Here is a 21,305-nt window from a genome sequence, read left to right as displayed (position 1 = left end):
ATGAAGAAACAAATGATAGACCAGCAAACAAGGGTTGACGCTGCGGTACAGCTTGACAAAAACGCGGTAGTTATCGCCGGGGCGGGTACCGGAAAAACGCGATTATTAGTAGACCGCGCAACGTTTATCCTGCTTAACCCAAAACAAGATTTTCCAGGTAATATGAACCGATTCGTAGCGATTACTTTTACTGAAAAAGCTGCCGCAGAATTAAAGGAACGCATTTTTGTGAGAATGCTCAGAATTATTAGTACCATTGACGGAATAGGCAGTTATAACGATAAACTTGAATCCAGTGAGCATTGGGTATATGACTATCTTATTAAAGAATACAAATTTTCGAAGGAAGAACTACGCACCCGCGCGGAAATGGTCTTAACTAACCTTGATAAAGCTGTAGTGGGTACCATCCACAGTTTTGCTGCGCATATCCTGCGCTTAGCACCATTAACCGCAGGTGTTGATCCCGAGTTTGAAGTAGACGAGGGCGTTAAGTTTGATCAAGTGTTTACACGGGAATGGTCACGCTGGCTTGAAACTGAACTCTGCGAGAACGCAACAAACGGTAATGCGTGGAAAACCGTCTTGCGGGTGGTAAGTATTGAATCCGTAAAAACTTTTGTACGCCATCTTTCAGAATTCGGGACTAACCTCGCGGTTGTACGTAAAGCTTCTGAAGTGACACTGGATATAAAGAAGTACAAAAATATTGCGGATGTATTATACGAAAAATATTATACCGCAAAAATTGAGAAACGTTCTGAACAGCGGTTCGTAAAAAATGACGATACTATCCGCGTTATTAAATCCTTGATGGACAATTATCCTGATACCAAAATATCGTCATTATCGAGTGATGATATACGGTGTTTTAATTATAAACTCACTACCACTGGCGGGTGGACAATTGAGGATATCGCTGAAGCGAACTCTCTCCGTATATTCCTTACTTCCGATATTGTTACCTCAACGTTAAAACTTATCTTGCCGTTTATTGAAATATTCCGCCGCGAGTACCTCCGTGAAGGAGCGGTATCGTTTGACGGAATATTATCCTTATGCCGTGATATGCTGAGATCAAATCATTCTATCCGTGAAGAATTTAAACACGAATTTTCTGCATTCCTTGTAGATGAATTCCAGGATACCGAACCTTCGCAAGGAGAAATTATACTGTACCTCTGTGAACATCCCGGCCGGTGTGCGGAAAGTATTTCTATACTAAACCTTGTACCGGGAAAACTTTTTATTGTTGGCGATCCTAAACAATCAATTTACCGTTTCCGCGGAGCGGATATCACAACATTTGAACGTATCCGCTCATTACTGATTTCCGGCGGAGCAGTAGAGTATACACTTAAAACTAATTTTAGGAGTAATAATCGTATTATAGACGCTGTAAACTCACTATTTGAAAACATAATGCCTTCTTATGAACCTATACACTGCCATCCGGATAATACCGCTGCACTGCCGCATCAAACCGTAGAGTTTATATCCCCCCAGAAAACAGGTGTTGAACCCGGTGAAGATAAAGAACTCAATGCTAGTGATGCTTGTGTTGGTGAAGCTTTCTATATAGCGGACTGGATTATCAAAAATGTTGGGAAACTGGAGATAACTGACACAAAAACCGGAGTAAGAAAGTTAAGGTACAACGATATTGCCATCCTCATGCGTACGGGCTCAAAATTTGATATCTACAAAGACGCTTTGAAACAGGAAGATATTCCGTATACCGTTGAAGGCGAACGCTCTTTTTATGATGTCCCCGAAATACATACGATGACAAATTTACTGCGTTGCATCGCAGATCCCGGTGATACCATAGCGCTGACCGGTGTTCTACACTCCCCTGTGGGCGGGTTAAACGAAAAAGATATATATATCCTCAGCAAATCATCTCTGCTTGATTACCGCCAGGACGTTCCCGTATTAATAGAAAAACATAAGAGTATCAACAGCGTGTATGCTGTCCTCCGGGAATTACACGTTTTATCCTCAACTCTCGGGGTGTATGAGATAGTCAACCGCACGGTGGAACTCATGGGGATTGATATTATTTACGCTACAGATTATCACGGGGAACAGCGTGTGGCAAATATTAATAAGTTTAAAATTATGGCGCTTGAACTAGGCGACCTTCAGGGTTTAACCTTTAACGAATTCATAGATGAGGTTGAAGAAAAACTTGAATCCTCTGAACCGGAAAGCGAGCACGCATTAACTGATGAAATGTCTGATATGGTGCGTATGATGACTATCCATAAAGCTAAGGGGTTGGAGTTTAACATTGTCTTTCTCCCAAACCTGCACGGTGGAATCCAGGGTAATAACAGGGATGCCGGGCCAAATGATTCTATGCTTACCGACTGGAGCAGCGGGAAAACAGGGTTTGGGTTAGGGCGGTTCTTGACAATGGAAATGGCAGAGCTCAAAACTACAGAGAAAAGTATTCTTCAGGCTGAGACGGTACGCGTATTGTACGTTGCAATGACACGCGCGAGGCAAAAACTTGTTTTACTTGGAAACCGTACAAAAAAACCGGTTGCCGGCGCATTTTTGAAACTATACCACCCGGGAAATGAAACTCAAGCACCGATACTTGAAGAAAAAAAGTTGGTCACATTGGTACCCTACAAATTTACAGCGGGTATTACTGAAACAACGGTTGATAAAAAAAGGGTTGAGGCCGGAGTTGAATTTATCCCTGCTGAAATTGTTGAAGCTATTAAACACCGGCGTAAACGTCTGGAAACTATAAAGAACTGCCCGTCTTTTGCTTCCGCCACGGCGTTACGCAAAAAAAACGGGGAGGATAACGATAACCGTGAAAGTTATTACGATACTGCGGTTACCCGTTACAAACATAGCGATACCAGCCGTGTAGTAGGTATAATAGCGCATGGCGTGCTTGAATCCTGCAAGTTTGACACTATCCCGGGTTTTGAGTGGATTAACGATGCGGTTACCCGGGAAATTAAGGTCTTGGAACCGTTATACCCGATACTCGACTGGCGGGAGGTTAGAGGTGAAGCAGTGAAAGTTGTCTCTTCTTTTTTTAATTCACCTGCGATGCAAGTATTGCTTACCTGCAAAATTGCTGCACAGGAAGCTGTGTTTATGTACTCACAGGACGGGCAAACATTCCGCGGGGCAATGGATCTAGTGTATTATAATCCCAGTGGCGGACTTGTTATTGCAGATTACAAAAGTGACTTCATACCTGAAGGCGTTACGCCTGAGAAGTATGCTCAAAAGTATAAGATTCAGTCATCTATTTACCGTGAAGCCCTCGCACGTTGTATACCGGGAATAAAAATTGCGGATATTAAATTCCATCTAATTTTTCTGCGGACCGGTACGGTGGTACCTATTTAACTTCTTCTCCAGGAATTTCAGGAGCGTTACCCATCGAATAACTCATGGTAACTTGGTTTGTGAGGTTATCAACAAAAACAACTTGTACTTTTTGTCCCGCGTTTTGTTTTTGTACACTAAGTTTTTGTTTTATGATTACTTCCCACCGGTTTGGGCTCGTGGCGGTTACTTTACCAGTTAATCCCGCGATCTGGGTGTACCACTCGCGGCTGCGTTTGATATTCGGTGGGGTAAGAAATACTATGCAGTCCAGCCATTGTGTTTCAGTTTTCGTGATAGCGTTTAATGCTGTACGTATTATCTGCCATTCTTTACTAAAATATTTTTTAGCTTTTTTAAACTCCTGTTCTTCAACACGCATACTCCCGGTATTGATATCCATAGTCACTACCTGTATGTTTGTCGGTATAAGATGTTTCTTGCCTTTTTTAACGGTTACGAGTTTAATATTCAATAAATTATCATCAGAGGTTACAGCCAAGATTTTGTTTATCCATATAAACTGTTCATTTTGTTTGCCATAAAGTTCCTGTGCTTTGATCAACACATGCCCAAGGCCGTTGGTGTCATCAAATATCTTAGCGTTTTCCTGGAAGCTGGTTGTTTCTATACCCGTATCTGTCATAACGGGCGCCTGGTTTTCGTTTTGGATATAATATATTACTTGTATTACAACAAGTACTGCTAGTATAATCCCCGCGCCAATAAGAATGAGTTTAAAAATTTTGTTCATGTTTATTTCTCCTGTTTATTTATACAACAAATACTTAGCGCGGACAGGCATAAAAGCGTCTATTCCTTCCTGCCATGATGAAATTATATCTTTTGCTGGCTTGTTTCCTTCCAATCCGGTAGCTGTACTGGCGTTACCCATAGCTTTTGAAAACCCGGATGAATTATCCATCGGTAAAATTATTTTATCGCCGTACAGATTATTCAGTACTGATAGTATATGCAATCCTGTGGATACCGGCTTAAATGTTCTTGGGTTGGTAATATGTATTTGCACGCCATGTACCTGCTGTTTTGTAAAAATATGGAAGAAAGGCTGGTAATGCATTGGGCGGAAATATACGCCGGGTAACCTGAATGCGTTTAATGTATCCGCCAGGGTGTCCGCATCAACCCATGGCGCACCAACGTATTCAAACGGCCTAGTAGTACCTACGCCTTCGGATACTTGTTGTAATTCGCCAATAAAACCTATACATGGATATAATAATACAGTCTGTGATGTTGGGATGTTTGGTGAAGTGTTTATCCAGTCCAACCCGGTATCATCCCATAACATTTCGCGGGTCCAGCCTTCCATTGGTATTACTTCAAGGTCACAGTTGATATCAAACTTTTCGTTGAATAACAGTGCGAGCTCTCCGATGGTCATCCCGTGGACAAGCGGGATTGAGTACATACCAATAAATGATGAGAATTCCGGTTCCAGGACAGGGCCTTCAACATTAAGGCCTCCTAACGGGTTTGGGCGGTCAAGGACTATAAACTTTTTGCCATTATCTTTCGCTGATTTCATAGATTGCGCCATTGTATAGATATACGTATAATACCTCGCCCCAACGTCCTGTATATTAAAAACCAATACATCCACATCCTTCAGCATCTGCGGGGTCGGGCTTCTTGTTGCTCCATATAAACTGTATACCGGGAGGCCGGTTTTTGTATCCGTAGAAAACGTGATCTTCGCACCTGCTGGTGCGTCGCCACGGACACCGTGTTCCGGGCCAAATAATGCGGTAATTTTTAGTTCCGGTATTTTTGCGAGTACATCAATATCCGACTGCAGTTTTGAGTTTACCCCGGTTGGGTTGGTAATTAATCCTATGCGTTTACCTTTAATGAGGTCAAGTTTTTTTGATACCAAAACCTCAAGGCCTAACTTAATTTTTGCATCAGCAGAATACAAAAACCCCGATGTTTGAAAAATTACGGTACCTGATAACACAAGTACTGATAACATTCTAATAATTGTCACTAAAACAATCCCCTTTCAAAAATACAACAGCCTAATTACTTTTTTCTTTCATACCAGCCAGTTGTTTTAAATAACTTTTTATAAGCTCGTTATCCGGGTCGATTACCAATACCCTGCTCCATTCCATCTGCGCGGCATCAAACTTTTTCTGGTGGTAATATTCTTGCCCGGCTTTTATATAATCTCCGATTTTTTGTTTATCTGTTTCAGTAACTGTTCCTCCGGCACTCAGCTGTTGGGCAGCACTAGCCGTGCCGGGAGATACCGGTGCGGCGGTACTGCGTTGCTGTGTTTGCGCGTACCCGTATTCCTGTACTGCTTTAACGGCAGCGGTTTTTTGTTTTGTAGACGATGCTTTTAGTTCTGCCGCAGCAGGTGCACCGGCGTAATCAAATAATTTCTGGCGTGCTGCAGATTTTTCAGTATCAATTTCTGTATTCAGTTGCGCGTACTGCTGCATCATTACCGCTGCCTGATCGTTTAACCCCGGCGCGCTCAACGCTACGGACTGGTTTATCACGCGGCTGATTTGTTTGCCAAGAATACGCTGTGCTTCTTCGTTACGGTTTTCCGCCATCAGTGATGATACTTCTTTCATAATTTCTCCAGATAATATTAGCTCCACATCTTTTTCTACCTCTGCATTGACATGTTTATTGTATACCTCTTTTGCAGTTGTTTTGTATAACACCACCCCGCTGCTTTCTGATACCGTATATCCAGGGGTATCAACGTTTTCGTATTCTACGCTTACTTTTGCAAGATCTAACGTATCCCTGAATTCTGGCAACCGGCCAAATCGTATAACAATACTGCGGGTTTCAAGTTCTACCATGTTAGAAATTGTTATATAAACATCCTTCCCGTCTTTCCTGGTTTCATACCCCACGATTTTGTCTACTTCGCAACCGGTTCCTGGGCTGATACATAACTTAATATTCTTCGCAACAGCGTTGAGTAACCCGTTGAATTCACGTGCGAATATCTCTGCGCTCTTTTCTGGGTTATCAATAAAATAATAATTGCCGTTCCCAACTTCTGCTAACGCCAGCATAACTTTTTCGTCATAACTCGTTCCTACGCCCATAGCGGTAAGTGAAACTTGTTCTCCGGCACACTTTTTTGCGATATCTTTCAGTTCATTAATCGTTGTTTTCCCTACATTTGCAATCCCATCGGATAAAAGTATTACGCGGTTAAGGCGGTCCTTACTGTTTTTACTCAATACCTGCCGCAAGCCTTCCTCGAGCCCTCCGGAAAGGTTGGTGCTATCGCCTGATGATAACGATTTGATAAGTTTTATGACCTTGTTTTTATCCCCGATCTTGCTCGCGGGGTATAGAACATTAACGTTGGTATCATAAGCTATAATAGATACTATGTCGTCGCTTGCAAGGTTATTAATTGCGGTAAGCGCAGCCTTTTTTACATATTCCAGTTTTTTTTCTGCCTCCATTGACCCGCTGCGGTCGATTACCAATGCAATGTTTAGCGGTACGCGTTTCACTGCGGGTTTTTTCGTACCTGTATATAACCCAACCCTGGCATATACAGTATTCTCATTTACATTAATAACGTATGGGTTGGAAAGATCAACTGCAATATTTAACACTTTATCCGCGTTAACTACCTGCGGTTGTTGTGTTACAACTGTTTCTTCTGAAGGAACAATTGCGCTTGCAACTTTTTTCGCTAAAAACCCTGATACTGTCTCAACCTGATCTTTACCTGTAGCATACGCTTTATGTGCAACCACGATTTCGCCTGTCTTTACGTTTATGATGTGTATATCCAGCCTCAGATTATTACCGGATATACTTATTCCGCCGGTAACCAAAAAATCGGCGCTCAGTAACTGCCCGATCCGTGATACTGCCGCGGGATCAATAAGACCTGTGAGTTCAAGTTTTTGTTCGTATAACACTTTCTCGAAACGGTCGCGCTCTATTACATTGATACCTTTTGTCCCTACGAGAGAGGTAACGATATAACTCGGTACTGTAATGCTTAACGTATCGTACTCATTCTTACCTGTAAAATTGTCGAACTTCGTTACTGCCACTGTAACTAATTCCGCTGCTGATAGGGTTAATGGTAATACTATCAGAAGCAACGCAGCTAGTACTGATGGTCCCTTTTTCATTGCAACACCGCCTCCATTCACAAAAATATTCATATTGGCAATTCACTAATTTTATATGTTCAATATTATACTACTAAACCTTAATGAAGTTACCCGCGGTTTTTCTTGTAATTATTTTATTACCTTATTGTTGACATACATACACGGATTTAGTATTTTTTAGTGCATATTTTTTATATTGAATCTTTAATTAATAACAGGAGATTGTTTTTCACTATGAAACTATCAGAGAAGCTCGCGGCGATCCAGCCGTCGTTAACCTTGGGATTATCAGCAAAAGCTAAGGCTCTACAGGCTAAAGGCGTGGATGTAATTAATTTCGGCGCAGGTGAACCTGATTTTGATACACCGGATAATATCAAGGCAGTAGCAAAAACTGAGCTTGATAAAGGGTTCACAAAATACACAGCAACTACCGGAATAATCGAACTCAAGCAGGCGGTATGCGATAAGTTTCATCGAGAGAACGGGTTGGAATATAAGCCAGAGAATATTATTATTTCCTGCGGTGCAAAGCATTCGTTATACAATACAATCATGGCAATAACAAATCCCGGGGATGAAGTCATACTTCCGGGCCCGTACTGGGTGTCGTACTATGAACAAATCCTTCTTGCCGGAGGAAAGCCTGTAATTGCAAACACTGATGAAACAACAGGGTTTAAACTAACCCCTGATTTATTAAAGAAATATTTATCCCCAAAGACTGTTGGGTTGATACTCACGAGCCCGTCAAACCCTACCGGCGCGATGTATACCATGGACGAACTAAAGGTTATCGCTGATATAGTATTATCACATCCCAACGCTATGGTGATATCCGATGAAATTTATGAAAAAATATTTTATGGTGATTTCAAACCCGTAAGTATCGCTTCTTTATCACCAGAAATACAAAACCGTACTATTATTATCAACGGAGTATCAAAAACATATTCAATGACCGGGTGGAGGATAGGATATCTCGCAAGTACAGATACGGTATTGATAAAAACTATCGGTAATTTTCAGGATCATGTAACCTCAAACCCTGTATCTTTCGCTCAGAAGGCCGCTGTTGCTGCGCTTAATAGCGATCTCGCAGTAGTCAATGCGATGGTTTCTGAATTTAAAACCAGGCGGGATTATATTGTTGCTGAACTAAACAAAATACCAGGGGTTAAATGTTTTCTCCCTCAAGGAGCGTTCTATGCGTTCCCCAACATTGCCGGAGTATTAACTAAAAAATATAACGGATCCGGCATACAGTCGTCCTTAGTATTATCCGAACTGTTGCTGCAACACGCAAAATTAGCGGTTGTACCCGGTATAGCTTTTGGCGCGAATAATTATCTGCGGTTTTCTTACGCAACCTCCATGAAAAACATTGTGGAAGGAATAAAACGGTTTGCTGAATTTGTAAATAAATTAGTATAATGTCTGTTTATTAAGGAGAACAATGGAAATATATGCCGAAGATTTATATTATTGACGTAACAAACCGTGATGGCGTACAAACCGCGCGGCTTGGGCTGGCAAAACTGCAGAAAACAATGATTAATTATTATCTCAACCAAATGGGGGTATTCCAGACAGAATTCGGTTTTCCCATGACATCACATGAAACTAATTATCTTAACGCCAACCTTGACCTTCACGAGATGGGTGTCCTTTCACCGATTAGGTTGAGCGGCTGGCTACGCGCTACACCTGGGGATGTAAAGGAATCATTTGAAAAATGCCCGAAATTAAAATATGTTAATCTCTCGATTTCCACCTCTGAACAGATGATTTTACATAAGTTCATGGGTAAGCTCGACCATGATGCTGTGATCAACAATATGGTAGAAGCTGTGCAGCTTGCAAAAAAATACGGGGCGGAAGCTGTGGGAGTCAATGCGGAAGACGCCTCACGCAGTAAAATGGATTACCTCATACGTTTTGCAAAAGCAGCAAAAGAAGCCGGGGCGGAACGGATAAGGTATTGCGATACTTTAGGATATGACAGCCCGTTTAGTATATATGACCGGATAAGAGAACTTGTTCTTGCCACCGGTATGCCCATAGAAATGCATTGCCATAACGATCTTGGTATGGCGGTTGCAGTATCAATTTCAGGGGCTAAAGCTGCAATTGATAATGGGTGTGATGCATACATTAATACCACGGTCAACGGTATTGGAGAGCGCGCGGGGAATGCTGACCTTGTTTCCACAATACTTGCATTAACAAAATCTGCCGGGTTTGCGGATAAGTACCCTCTGGATGAACGGTTAACGTTAAACATGGCATGGCGTATCTCTAAGTATGCGTCATATGCGTTTAATGTACCAATACCTATAAACCAACCTGGGGTGGGCTCTAATGCATTCGCTCATGAGTCCGGTATTCACGCGGATGGCGCGTTGAAAGACTGGCGGAACTATGAACTTTATCATTTTGAAGAACTTGGCCGCGGCGAACCTGAAATTATAGAAACCGGGCGGCATATAGTTGTCGGTGAATATTCTGGGATAAAAGGGTTCCGTAATGTAGCGGGTAAGCTCGAGATTGAATTCCCGGATGAAAATACCGCACACAAAATTCTTGACCTCACACGTGTAGCAAACGTACATACGCAAAAACCGCTTACTGACGATGAATTACGGTTTATCGCAAAATGGCCGGAACAAGCAAAGAAGTTAATGACTGTCATTCCGTGACAACAAAATATTTTGTTACAACTGTTTTATTATCACTGTTTTTTTTTGTGAATAACCTTAATGTTTACTCAAAAGATTTTTTTGATACCATAAAAACCAGGCGTTCTGTCCGACAATTCAAGCAAGTGCCTATAAACCCTGATTTACTTGATAAAATCGTTGATGCTGCGCGGTACGCGCCCTCCGGAGGTAACCGCCAACCCTGGGAATTTGTTTTGGTTAGTGACAAAACCTTATGTTCGGTCGTATTTGCAAACACCGCGTGGTTAAAATCTGCGGGTAAGCCGGTTACTGGGAAAGAGCCAGTTGCGTACATTGTTGTTTTAGGTAATCCAAAACTCAGCGGGTGTTATCTTGAAGATTGCGCAGCGGCAACCCAGAATATTTTACTTGCTGCCTGGGCTGAAGGAGTTGGGAGTTGCTGGATTGGGTCGGTGACTGCAAAGAATGTTAAGCCTTTACTCGATATCCCGCCCGGGATTGAACTAACTGCAGTGATTGCACTGGGATATCCCGATGAAACCGCCGTTGCTGTTGACAGACAGGTTGATGAAAGTGTTACCCCGGTACGCGATGATAAACAGGTTTTGAAAGTACCAAAAAAAGGGTTGAACGAAATTCGGTATATAAACAAGTACAGAAAAAAAGTTAAGTAATATCATGGGTAAGTACAAACCTATACCTTCGACTAAGACATCGCCCGAAAATGATAATCGCATAAATTATATAGCTTATTTTTGTCTTATTCTTTTTGTCTTACTTGTCCCGTTTTTCCCTGATGAAAAACTTGTACGTTTGAAATTGTTGTCACTGCAAACCCTACTTTTTTTTACAGCTATTTTTACCGCAGCGGATATGGTTTACAAAAAAAAGGTGGTTCTTACTTCCGTACCGGTAAATCTTCCTATTTTCCTATACCTTTCGTATATCGGCATACACTACGCGGTCTCGCAAGACAAGCCTACTGCTATGACAGAGCTTACGCGTAACATCTTATCCGCAATAATATTTTTTACCGCAGCACGGGTGGTGGATAGTTACAAAAAAGTTAAACTATTAGTTACAGCCTGGACAATCTCAGCAGTAATACTGGCAGTATACGGCATTGCACAGCATTACGGCGGGTTCATGATAATGCCGAAAGTAAAATTTGATGTCCCTCAGATGGATCGTATAATGTCCACCTTTGGTAATCCAATATTTTTTGCGGTTTTCCTGGTTACAACATTGCCATTGAGTATAGCAGCTGCGTTTACTGCAAAAAAATTGTTTACGCGTATACTTTTCATTTTCTGCGTTGTTGTTTTGCTTATTGCATTATATTTTACATATACCCGCGCGGCATGGATCGCGGCAGGAGCGGCATTAGTGGTGTTCGCTTTTGTATTAATCCGTACTTTACGTGCACGTATAATGTTTCTTGTTATTGCAACGGTTTTGCTTGGTGTTTTTGCGTTCTCCACCCGTACGGTATGGTTGCGGTTCCAGGAGCATCCTCTTATCTGGCGTGATACTGTTGTTATGTGGACAAAACATCCGATTGCCGGAATCGGGCTTGGAACTTTTCATCTGTACTTCCCAAAACATGCATCCGCGGAACTAAAAAAAATATTCCCGCAGGAAAGGTTTATTGTTAATGACGCGCATAATGAGTACCTTCAAATCCTAGCGGAAACCGGGGTTATCGGGTTTATTCTGTTTTTTGCGATTATATGTTCCTATTACCTATTTCTGCACAAAATATTCACTCAAAAGGTTGGGCATACCGGGGAACAGCGCGTCTGGCTTTCCGCAATTGCAGGCAGCGTTACTGCTGTGTTTGTACAAAACATTTTTTCTGTTGATATGCGGTTTATAATATCATCGGTTTACCTTTACCTGGTCATGGGTATCACCGCGGGGATAGGTTGTGCTAACAAAGAAACCGTACTAGTGAAGATGCCTATGGCCTGGCAGCGGGGTATTGCATCGGCAATAATTTTGTTTACCGCGTATTACAGTGCAGGAATGGTATTAAAACCGTATTTTGCGCAGCGTAAACTCGCACAGACACCGGACTTTTTTGAGCAAAAACTTAATAATCCTGAGACACAACTCGCTGAATTACAGCAACTTGCTGTTGAGCATCCGGCAGACCCGAGGGTACATGAAAAAATTGGATGGGTTTACGCAAAACAAAAAATGTTTACCCAGGCAATTGATGCATATGAAAAATCGTTGAAAATCCAGCCTTCGCATGGTGTATTCAATAATATGGGCAACGTGTATTTTCTGGCGCTAAATAATAAGGATATGGCCATTAAGTGTTATCAGGAATCACTGAAACTTTCTCCCCATCAGGTTGATGCGCGGTTAAACCTCGGGGTTGCGTTCTATTATAAAGGCATGCTTAAAGAAGCGGCGGATCAGTTTAAAAAGGTTTTAGAGATTGATCCAAATAATGAAAAAGCTATTATTTACTACAAAAAAATGGTGGAGTAACCATCTAAATTTTTGTGTATTATTTTGTTTGACTTTCCCCTGTAAAAAACATATAATTTTTTTATTAAAACCAGTAAAGATTGGACTTGTTTTTTATGATATTGCTATACTATGGTTTTTCTAAAAAAAGGTATAAAAAGTTGTGTATTCAATAAAATATAGCAATTTATGGAACATCGTAAATACGCTGGATTTAACTGTTTTATCGGAGTTATCCACACATGTGGACAACTCTGTGGGTAACCTTAGGTTCACTCTGTCTTTTGGGGGTTAAAACATGACTGAAATAGGCCTTGAGAAAGCGTGGGCGGACTTCCTACAGAAAATGAAGCAGGAACAGCCACAGGAAGTATATGAACTGTGGTTCAGCCCGTTAAAACTTTCCTCTTTAAAAGATGGTATTTTAACAATTGTATTACCTAATAAGTTTTTTGCGGATCAGATTGAGAAACGTTTCCGCGTAGATATTGAAACCTTTTTTACTGCAAAACTTGAAGAACGTGTACGTGTGGCATACGAGTTCTCTCAGGTTGTAGACGGAAAAATGGATTCAATCCAGCAGGAGCCTATTGAACAGCCTAGAGAAGAAAATGTTTTTACTGTAAATGTATTCAACCCGAAATATACGTTAGACACTTTTGTTGTCGGTCCGTCAAACCGTTTTGCCGAAGCTACCTCAGAAGCAGTGGCAAAAGAGCCGGGAAGAGCGTATAACCCGTTATTTATATACGGAGGTGTGGGGTTAGGTAAAACACATTTATTAAACGCTATTGGCCATTATATTAAACAAAACACACCGGTACTGAAAGTGTTGTATGTATCCAGTGAACGGTTTATCAATGATTTTATAGAATCTGTCCGCCAGAAAACGTTTGAAAAGTTTCGTTCTAAATACCGCAGCCTTGACTGCCTGTTGATTGATGATATACAGTTTCTTACGGGTAAAGAACAGTCTCAGGAAGAGTTTTTTTATACGTTTAATAGCCTTTTTGAATCGCATAAACAGATTGTTATCACCAGTGACCGTCCACCAAAAGAATTACCGACACTGGAGGAACGTTTAATCTCACGGTTTGAATGGGGTGTTGTGGCAGATATAAAACCGCCTGACCTTGAAACACGGATAGCAATCCTGCGGAAAAAAGCTGAACTCGAGAAACTGGTCGTCCATGATGAAGTAATACTTTTTCTTGCAGGACAGATTAAAACTAATATCCGTGAACTTGAAGGCGCGCTTATCCGGGTTGTTGCGTTCTCATCTTTACTGGGTACGGAGATTACGGTGGAAAGCGCTAAAGAAATACTAAACGATATCCTTCCCTCACAAAAAGCTCCTGCAGAGGTAACGATTGAGCGTATACAAAGAATCGTAGCAAAAGAGTTTAATCTTAATGTGAGTGAAATGAAATCTAAACGCCGGACTGATTCCGTTGCGTTCCCCCGCCAAGTAGCAATGTATCTCTCGCGGACGCTTACAGAATGTTCGCTTACTGAAATTGGTGAAGCCTTTGGTGGGAAGGATCACACAACTATAATGCATGCTTGTAATAAAATTAAGGCAAAAATCAATAATGACTGTTACTTTTTAGCTTTGGTTAATAAGATAACAACCGAGATCCGTGAAGGTAAGGATTTGAATACTGATAAGTAGTGATTAACCTGTTGATTAAGTGTTAGTGGATATGTAACGTTTACTGGTTTCGTGTTTAGTATAAGAAATTTGTTAGTTCTTTTAGTATGTGTTAATGGTTGTCAACAATTACAGAATTGTTGGGTGGTTGTTTTTTTGTTGATTATCAATATAAATCATAAGGGGTTTTTGTTATCAACAGTATACAATAATTAACAGTCCCTATGAATATGAAGAAGAGTATATAAATAAGGAGGAAGTATTAGTAATGAAGTTTACTTGTTCAAAAACAGTCTTAACAGAAGCATTGCAAACCGTACAGCTTGCGGTATCAAACAAAAGTACAATTCCAGCATTAAGCAATTTCCTTATGGAGACAAATAAGGAAAAGGATTTTGTTAAATTAAGCGCAACTGATCTTGAAATTGGTATACGTTGTCACATGGAGTCAAAAATAGCGCAGGAAGGTGCAATATCAATACCAGCGAAGAAATTATTAGAGATCGTACGGGAACTTCCTGATATGGACATTACATTATCATCATCAGAAGCTAACCGAGTAACCATCTCCTGTGGGAAGTCAGTATTCAGAATTATCGGTATACCAAAAGAAGAGTTTCCTATACTACCGGATGTAAAGGACACAAAAAATTTGTCTCTCCCAGCAACGATTATCAAAGAAATGATCGCAAAGACAAGTTTTGCTATGTCTACGGATGAAACCCGGTACGTATTAAACGGGATTTTACTGGAAGTAACAGAAAAAGAAGTTAAGATGGTGGCAACAGATGGGCGGAGGTTGGCATACATCTCCAAAGAAAATGTTGGCGGAAAAATTGCCCCAGCCAGTATCATTATGCCAAGTAAAGCAATCACAGGGGTGTTACATCTATTGGAAACCACAAAGAGTGATAAGGTAGATATTAATATTGGTTCAAACCAAATAGCGTTTATCTGTGGTGATACACTATTCATATCAAGATTAATCGAAGGCGAATTCCCGAACTATGATCAGGTAATCCCAAAGAAGCCATCAACAAAAGTTAAGGTAAACACAAAAAATATATTACAGGTAACCCGAAGAATGTCTGTTTTGGTAACAGAACAATCAATCCCCATGAAATTTACATTTGGTAAAAAATTGTTAAAACTTATGGTTACCTCCCCGAATATCGGCGATGCTGAGGATGAAATTGATATAGAATATGACGGCGAAATAATTGAGATTGCGTTTAATCCCGCATTTGTGCTTGCGGTACTTAAAGAAGTTACGGCAGAAGAGGTGGTGTTTGAACTCAGCGGTGCGTTAACCCCCGGAGTATTACGCCCGGCAGATGATAACAATTATGTTTGTGTAGTCATGCCGATGAGGTTGCAATAATACAAGTGGTGCACGCGAAGAATGCGGAGTGGCACAACGTTAAAGACGCAGTGTCAAAGGTTTTAAAGAGGATCGGGATAGATCCCGAACTCGAACTAGTTTTCCGCGCATGGGATGACGTCTTAGGAGACCTGGGGAAGTATGTTAGGTTTGAGGAAATACGGGAGAAAAAAGTTATTATTGCGCGGACGGAAGTGCCGTTGGCTAAACAAGAACTGTTGTTAAGAAGAAACGAAATTATCCGCGAGATAAATAAGCATTTAAAGAAAATAGTAATAACAGATATAGTTTTTACGGATGTACACGGAGGTAAGAAGGTTAATGTCAAAAAAAGGTGATGAAAAGAATCCGTTAGCCGGTATTGACCAGCAAACGGATGGATACAACGCTGATAAAATTCAGGTACTCGAAGGATTGGATGCCGTACGTAAACGCCCGGCAATGTATATTGGCTCAACCGGTATCCAGGGATTACATCATTTGGTATACGAAGTTGTGGATAATTCGATTGACGAAATTCTTGCGGGATACTGTAAGAATATAGACGTCATAATCCATGATGACAATACGTTAACGGTTATTGACGACGGGCGGGGTATTCCCGTAGATGCTATGACCACCGTCAAGGATCCGCGGTTGAAGAATAAGTCCGCATTGGAAGTTGTGATGACTGTCCTTCACGCAGGAGGTAAGTTCGACCGTAAAGCATACCAGGTATCCGGCGGATTACACGGCGTTGGCGTATCCGTTGTCAATGCGTTATCAGAATGGCTGGATGTTGAAGTATCGCGTGACGGTAAACGTTACCACCAACGGTTTGAAAACGGCGGGAAAAATGTTACCAAACTGGAAGTCATGGGTAGTACAGATGATCGCGGGACTAAGATTACGTTTAAGCCGGATGGCACAATTTTTTCTACCATAGATTTTAGTTTTGATACGTTATCAAACCGACTGCGTGAACTCGCATACCTTAATCCTGGTGCGACAATTACAATTATGGATGAACGTACGGATAAACAGCACACGTTTTCGTATGAAGGCGGGATCGTTACGTTTGTCAAATTTTTAAATACCAACAAAAACGTTCTGCACCCGGAACCCATATATTTGAAAGCCGAGAAAGACGATATTATAATTGAAGCGGCGATACAGTATAACGACGGGTATGCTGAACAGGTATTCAGTTTTGTTAATAACATCAATACAATAGAAGGCGGGACGCATATGATCGGATTCCGGTCCGCTCTCACCCGCGTGATAAATGATTATATCAAGAAAAATGAATTGGTAAGGAAACAAGAATTTTCATTACAGGGCGATGACGTAAGAGAAGGCCTTACCGCCGTAATCAGTTTAAAAATCCCTGACCCGCAGTTTGAAGGGCAGACTAAAACAAAGCTTGGTAATGCTGTGGTAGAAGGAATCACAAAATCTATTGTTGGCGAAAAACTTGGAATTTTTTGTGAAGAAAACCCGTCAGTAGCGACAAAAATTGTTGAGAAAGCGTTTACCGCAGCGGAAGCACGGGAAGCGGCACGTAAAGCACGGGAGCTTACCCGGAGAAAAGGCGTGATGGACATGGCGTCGTTACCGGGTAAACTTGCTGACTGCAGCGACCGCGATCCCGAAAAGTGTGAACTCTTCATAGTTGAAGGCGAATCCGCAGGGGGTAGCGCAAAACAGGCAAGGAACCGCGAGTACCAGGCAATTCTTCCGTTAAAAGGAAAAATTATTAATGTAGAAAAATCGCGGTTAACCAAAGTGCTGGGCAATGATGAAATACGTACGATGATAACAGCGATCGGGACCGGGATTGGGGAGGAAGATTTTAACATAGAAAAAACGCGGTATCACAAGATTGTTATTATGACTGACGCGGATGTTGACGGTGCGCATATCCGCACATTATTACTAACCTTTTTCTACCGCCAGATGCACGAGTTGCTTACTAAAGGATATATATACATCGCACAGCCGCCGTTGTATAAAGTTAAGAAAGGAAAGAAGGAGTTGTATCTTGACAGCGACCAGGAACTTGATAAATACCTTCTTGACGAAGTGCTGGAGAACGTAAAACTTTCACGTACAGCAAAACAAAAAACTGTGCAGGAATATGATGCAAAAGAAATGCGCAGTATTTTTATTAAACTCCAGGAAATGGATAACCTTTTAAAGAAATTGTCAAAAAAGAATGTTACGTGGGAAGAGTATATGAAACTGAAAAGCGTGAAAGAAACATTGCCGCTGTACCGTGTGGAATACAACAACAAGGTGGATTATATTTATACAGAAAAAGAGTGGAAAGAATGGAAACTTTCATACCTCGCGTCATTACCCCCAGAACAGCAGGCGTTACAAACCGTAACAGCGAATGTTAGTATTTCAGAAGAAACCATCCGCGGGGCTGATATAAAAGACCTTTGGGAGATACCCAAGATTGAAGCTATTATGAAATACCTGCAGAAATACGGGTTTGAGATGTCAACGGAAGGCGTTAAAAACAAAACTGATGCTGGGTTCCGGCTGGAACTAAACGGGGATACAGTAGACGTAACAGACCTCCGGCAAATGGTTGTCACCATCCGTGAATTCAGCGGTAAAGGAGTGGTGATACAACGGTATAAAGGCTTAGGTGAGATGAACCCGGAACAGTTATGGGAAACCACAATGGACCCGGACAAACGCAAACTATGGGTGGTACGTTTGGAAGACGCTGTTGCAGCGGATCATGTGTTTACTACATTAATGGGTGAACAGGTGGAACCACGGAGGATGTTTATTGAAGCGCATGCGTTGGAAGTAAAAAACTTGGATATATAATGAAACGTTTTCCGCAGCCATTAAACATAATATTAGCGATATCAGCAGCGGTATATCTTCTCTGTGCGAATGCGACAGTTGTAGGACAATATGAAGACGATGCGATTTACATACTATCTGCCACTTCGCTTATTCGTGATGGAAATTATAATGTCCAGCCTGCAGCGGATGTTAAGTACCGCATAGGACAGCCGCCGGGATTGCCAATAATTCTCGCGCCGGTAACTTTGATATTCGGGAAAAAGTATGTTTTATATAAAATACTGCCGTTATTGTTTATGCTGGCTGGGATTGCGGTATGTTATAGATATTTCATAGCTGCGGGAACCGGCACGGTTACAGCAGGGTGGCTGGCATTGTTATTAGCATTACATCCTCTTATAGTACAGTACGCCACTGTGGTTATGACGGAAAGCATATATTTGTTCTTAAGTATTACAGTACTGTTGATGTTACAGAAAAAGTCGCCATGGTGGGTGACAGCGTTATTAGCAGGCGCGTGTTTTTATATGAGAACCATAGGTATAGCGTTGATACTCGCAGTTATTTTAGAAAAAGTTATTACACGTGACTATAAGTACGCGGTTAAATTTGCGGGGGTTACGTTATTAATGGTACTCGGATATTTTGTTTGGCGTATGTGGTACGACGGTAAAACTTTGACAACGTTTATTACAGCAGCGGGGATATGGTTTTCCCCTAATTTACTGGATAAAGTGTGGTACTACGGCCGCGGGTTCTTCACCCGTGGTATTTTTGCTGTGGTAAAATTTGATCACTGGGCAATTGTAATACTCGGATGGATACTCATAATTATTGGTTTAGCCAGGGCAAGTAAGAACAGTAGCGGTACAGCGCTTGCTGCCGGGCTGTATTTTGTGTCATACACACTCATACTTCTAGCATGGCGGAACGTTGCGGCAAGGTTTTTATTACCCCTTCTACCGTTGGTACTACTTTACACCAAGGATGTTGTTTTATGGATTATAAGAAAAGTCAAACTGGATACCAGAGCAGTAAAATATGCGGCAGCAGGGTTTTTACTGGTATTGTATATGTTCGGAAACGTTAAATCCGGGATAGCATCTATCCGTAATGAAGGAAAGAAAAAGAATTATCCTGTAGAAGCCGTGGAGTGGGTAAACAAGAATACTTTACCCGCTGAACGGTTCCTCGGGAATTTAACTTTTTATTTTTATACCAACCGCGAGACCATCCTTTTCCCTAACGAGGATTTCAGGTATGCCGATGATTTTTATATTTATGTGTGTAACAACAGAATTGACTATATCTTTTTATTCACTCCCTCCCGCATTGCGGAATCGTATGACGAGGATAATGATACAAGGACATATATGACAAATGTTGATGAGATATTTGTAAAACAATTCCGGAGGTACGAGTTAGTCTCAATTGACGAAGAACAAAGATTTAAACTTTTTCGTGTGTTAAAAGGTAAACGTGAAGATTTTACACGGTCATACGCAGCTTATGCCCAGGCATTGGGGTTGTATCAACAGGGAAAAATCGATGACGCGATTGCTATGACAGAGCAAGCGCTGGAGGTAACACTATTTTTTCCTAAAGCATACGCTTTACAGGGAAGTTTGTACGCCGAGAAAAAAATGTATGCAGAAGCAATAAACTGGATTACCCGCGCACTGGAACAAGAGCCGGAATACCCGTATGCCCAGGCGGTACTTGGCGGGATTTATCAACAAATGAAGCAGGATACACAGGCAATAGAAGTGTTTAAGAAAGCGTATGTGTCCGCCCGAAAATACGGGGATACCGCGCTTGCAGGTAAATTAAAAACAAACCTTGAAGAACTGGGGTGTACAAGTTTTGAGTAAAGTACTGGTTAACGAGTTCAGCTGGTCAGTCAGCCGGCAACGCAGTTTTGATGAATGTAAACGCAAGTATTACTATACTTACTACGGATCATGGGATGGATGGAACCACGATGCGGATGAAACAAAACGCAAGTGTTATATGCTAAAAAACATGAGTAACCTCCCGATGTTTACCGGATCAGTCGTGCATGAGGTTGTACAGGAAATACTTGAACGTATGCGTGATGGCAAAGAAAGCGATCCTGCGGAACGTGCAATGGTTGCTGAAAACAGGTTGCTAAAAGGTATTAAACAGTCAGAAGAAGGCGAGTGGAAGAAAAACAGTAAACAGTACATCAATCTATTTGAACACTATTATGGCGGCGGGATAAACAGTGTTACTCTGGATACCTGTAAAACAGCGGTCATGCAGTGTACCACAGCGTTATTCAGTAACCGTATATTTGAACGCATAAAACTGACAGCTCCCGTGCAATGGAGATCAATAGAACTTCTGGAATCCACAAAAGTTGATGCTTACAAAGTATGGGTTAAGTTTGATTTTGCGCTTGAGATCAATAATGAGTTTCATATAGTTGACTGGAAAACCGGGCGTGAACACGAGGAAGACCTCGCACAGCTTGCCTGTTACGCGTTTTACGCTAAAAACACAAAAGGTATTGATCCGGATAAGATTGCGTTAACTCTGGTATACCTCCGCGATAATACATGGAGAACAGAACGTATTACCGGTGAACAGGTTGATGATGTGAGAAAAGCTATTGTAACAAACTGCGTGGCAATGCAGGAATTGTTGGATGATAAAGAAAATAATGTTGCCTCAGAAAAAATGTTTCCAAAGACAGATAAAAAGTATAAATGTAAACGGTGTAATTATAAAGAACTATGCGGGGAAAAGTAGGGTAATAAGAATATTTATTAACGCTATTATAGGAAAGGATTTGT

Annotated in this window: 14 protein-coding genes; 11 read left to right on the top strand and 3 right to left on the bottom strand. The window is 41.3% G+C overall.

The annotated features are described in order from the left end of the window. On the top strand, positions 1 to 3,381 hold the full coding sequence (locus WC955_01770; protein ID MFA5857774.1) for a UvrD-helicase domain-containing protein: 3,381 nt from the start codon (positions 1 to 3) through the stop codon (positions 3,379 to 3,381). Here the strand turns inward: WC955_01770 and WC955_01765 are convergent. Genes WC955_01765 through WC955_01755 form a run of 3 tightly spaced genes read right to left on the bottom strand, consistent with a single transcriptional unit; the run spans position 3,374 to position 7,511 of the window. Continuing rightward, on the bottom strand, positions 3,374 to 4,114 hold the full coding sequence (locus WC955_01765) for a hypothetical protein (protein MFA5857773.1): 741 nt from the start codon (positions 4,112 to 4,114) through the stop codon (positions 3,374 to 3,376). The two genes, WC955_01770 and WC955_01765, sit on opposite strands and share 8 nt — an antisense overlap. 15 nt (positions 4,115 to 4,129) lie before the next feature. Then, positions 4,130 to 5,368, bottom strand: a complete 1,239-nt coding sequence (locus WC955_01760) for a DUF1343 domain-containing protein (protein MFA5857772.1) — start codon at positions 5,366 to 5,368, stop codon at positions 4,130 to 4,132. A 31-nt stretch (positions 5,369 to 5,399) separates the two neighbouring features. Beyond that, positions 5,400 to 7,511 carry a VWA domain-containing protein gene (locus tag WC955_01755; protein MFA5857771.1) on the bottom strand — a complete coding sequence of 704 codons (2,112 nt, stop codon included), beginning with the start codon at positions 7,509 to 7,511 and terminating at the stop codon, positions 5,400 to 5,402. A gap of 216 nt (positions 7,512 to 7,727) precedes the next feature. Between WC955_01755 and WC955_01750 the strand changes: the two genes are divergently transcribed. The 10 genes from WC955_01750 to WC955_01705 all read left to right on the top strand — a co-directional run bounded on the left by WC955_01750 (position 7,728) and on the right by WC955_01705 (position 21,261). Continuing rightward, positions 7,728 to 8,927, top strand: coding sequence for a pyridoxal phosphate-dependent aminotransferase (locus WC955_01750; protein MFA5857770.1), 1,200 nt, complete (start codon positions 7,728 to 7,730; stop codon positions 8,925 to 8,927). Between the two features lie 32 nt (positions 8,928 to 8,959). Further along, entirely contained in the window at positions 8,960 to 10,192 is a 1,233-nt protein-coding gene (locus WC955_01745) for a homocitrate synthase (protein MFA5857769.1), read from the top strand. After that, entirely contained in the window at positions 10,150 to 10,848 is a 699-nt protein-coding gene (locus WC955_01740) for a nitroreductase family protein (protein ID MFA5857768.1), read from the top strand. Before WC955_01745 ends, WC955_01740 begins: the two co-directional genes overlap by 43 nt. 4 nt (positions 10,849 to 10,852) lie before the next feature. Further along, positions 10,853 to 12,673, top strand: a complete 1,821-nt coding sequence (locus tag WC955_01735; protein MFA5857767.1) for a tetratricopeptide repeat protein — start codon at positions 10,853 to 10,855, stop codon at positions 12,671 to 12,673. Positions 12,674 to 12,950: 277 nt separating this feature from the next. Further along, entirely contained in the window at positions 12,951 to 14,324 is a 1,374-nt protein-coding gene (gene dnaA, locus WC955_01730; protein MFA5857766.1) for a chromosomal replication initiator protein DnaA, read from the top strand. Between the two features lie 247 nt (positions 14,325 to 14,571). Beyond that, positions 14,572 to 15,684, top strand: a complete 1,113-nt coding sequence (dnaN, locus tag WC955_01725; protein ID MFA5857765.1) for a DNA polymerase III subunit beta — start codon at positions 14,572 to 14,574, stop codon at positions 15,682 to 15,684. 5 nt (positions 15,685 to 15,689) lie between these two features. After that, positions 15,690 to 16,022: a DciA family protein gene (locus WC955_01720; protein ID MFA5857764.1), complete on the top strand. Its 333-nt coding sequence runs from the start codon at positions 15,690 to 15,692 to the stop codon at positions 16,020 to 16,022. Beyond that, positions 16,006 to 18,507, top strand: a complete 2,502-nt coding sequence (gene gyrB / locus WC955_01715) for a DNA topoisomerase (ATP-hydrolyzing) subunit B (protein MFA5857763.1) — start codon at positions 16,006 to 16,008, stop codon at positions 18,505 to 18,507. Before WC955_01720 ends, gyrB begins: the two co-directional genes overlap by 17 nt. Further along, on the top strand, positions 18,507 to 20,360 hold the full coding sequence (locus tag WC955_01710) for a tetratricopeptide repeat protein (protein MFA5857762.1): 1,854 nt from the start codon (positions 18,507 to 18,509) through the stop codon (positions 20,358 to 20,360). The genes gyrB and WC955_01710 overlap by 1 nt, the downstream gene beginning before the upstream one ends. Further along, a complete protein-coding gene (locus WC955_01705) occupies positions 20,353 to 21,261 on the top strand; it encodes a PD-(D/E)XK nuclease family protein (protein ID MFA5857761.1) in 909 nt (302 codons plus the stop codon). The genes WC955_01710 and WC955_01705 overlap by 8 nt, the downstream gene beginning before the upstream one ends. Positions 21,262 to 21,305 lie beyond the last annotated feature (44 nt).

Source organism: Elusimicrobiota bacterium, assembly GCA_041658405.1.
GTDB lineage: Bacteria > Elusimicrobiota > UBA5214 > JBBAAG01 > JBBAAG01 > JBBAAG01.
Note: the sequence above shows the minus strand (reverse complement) of the source record. Positions and strands in the feature narration are given on the sequence as shown.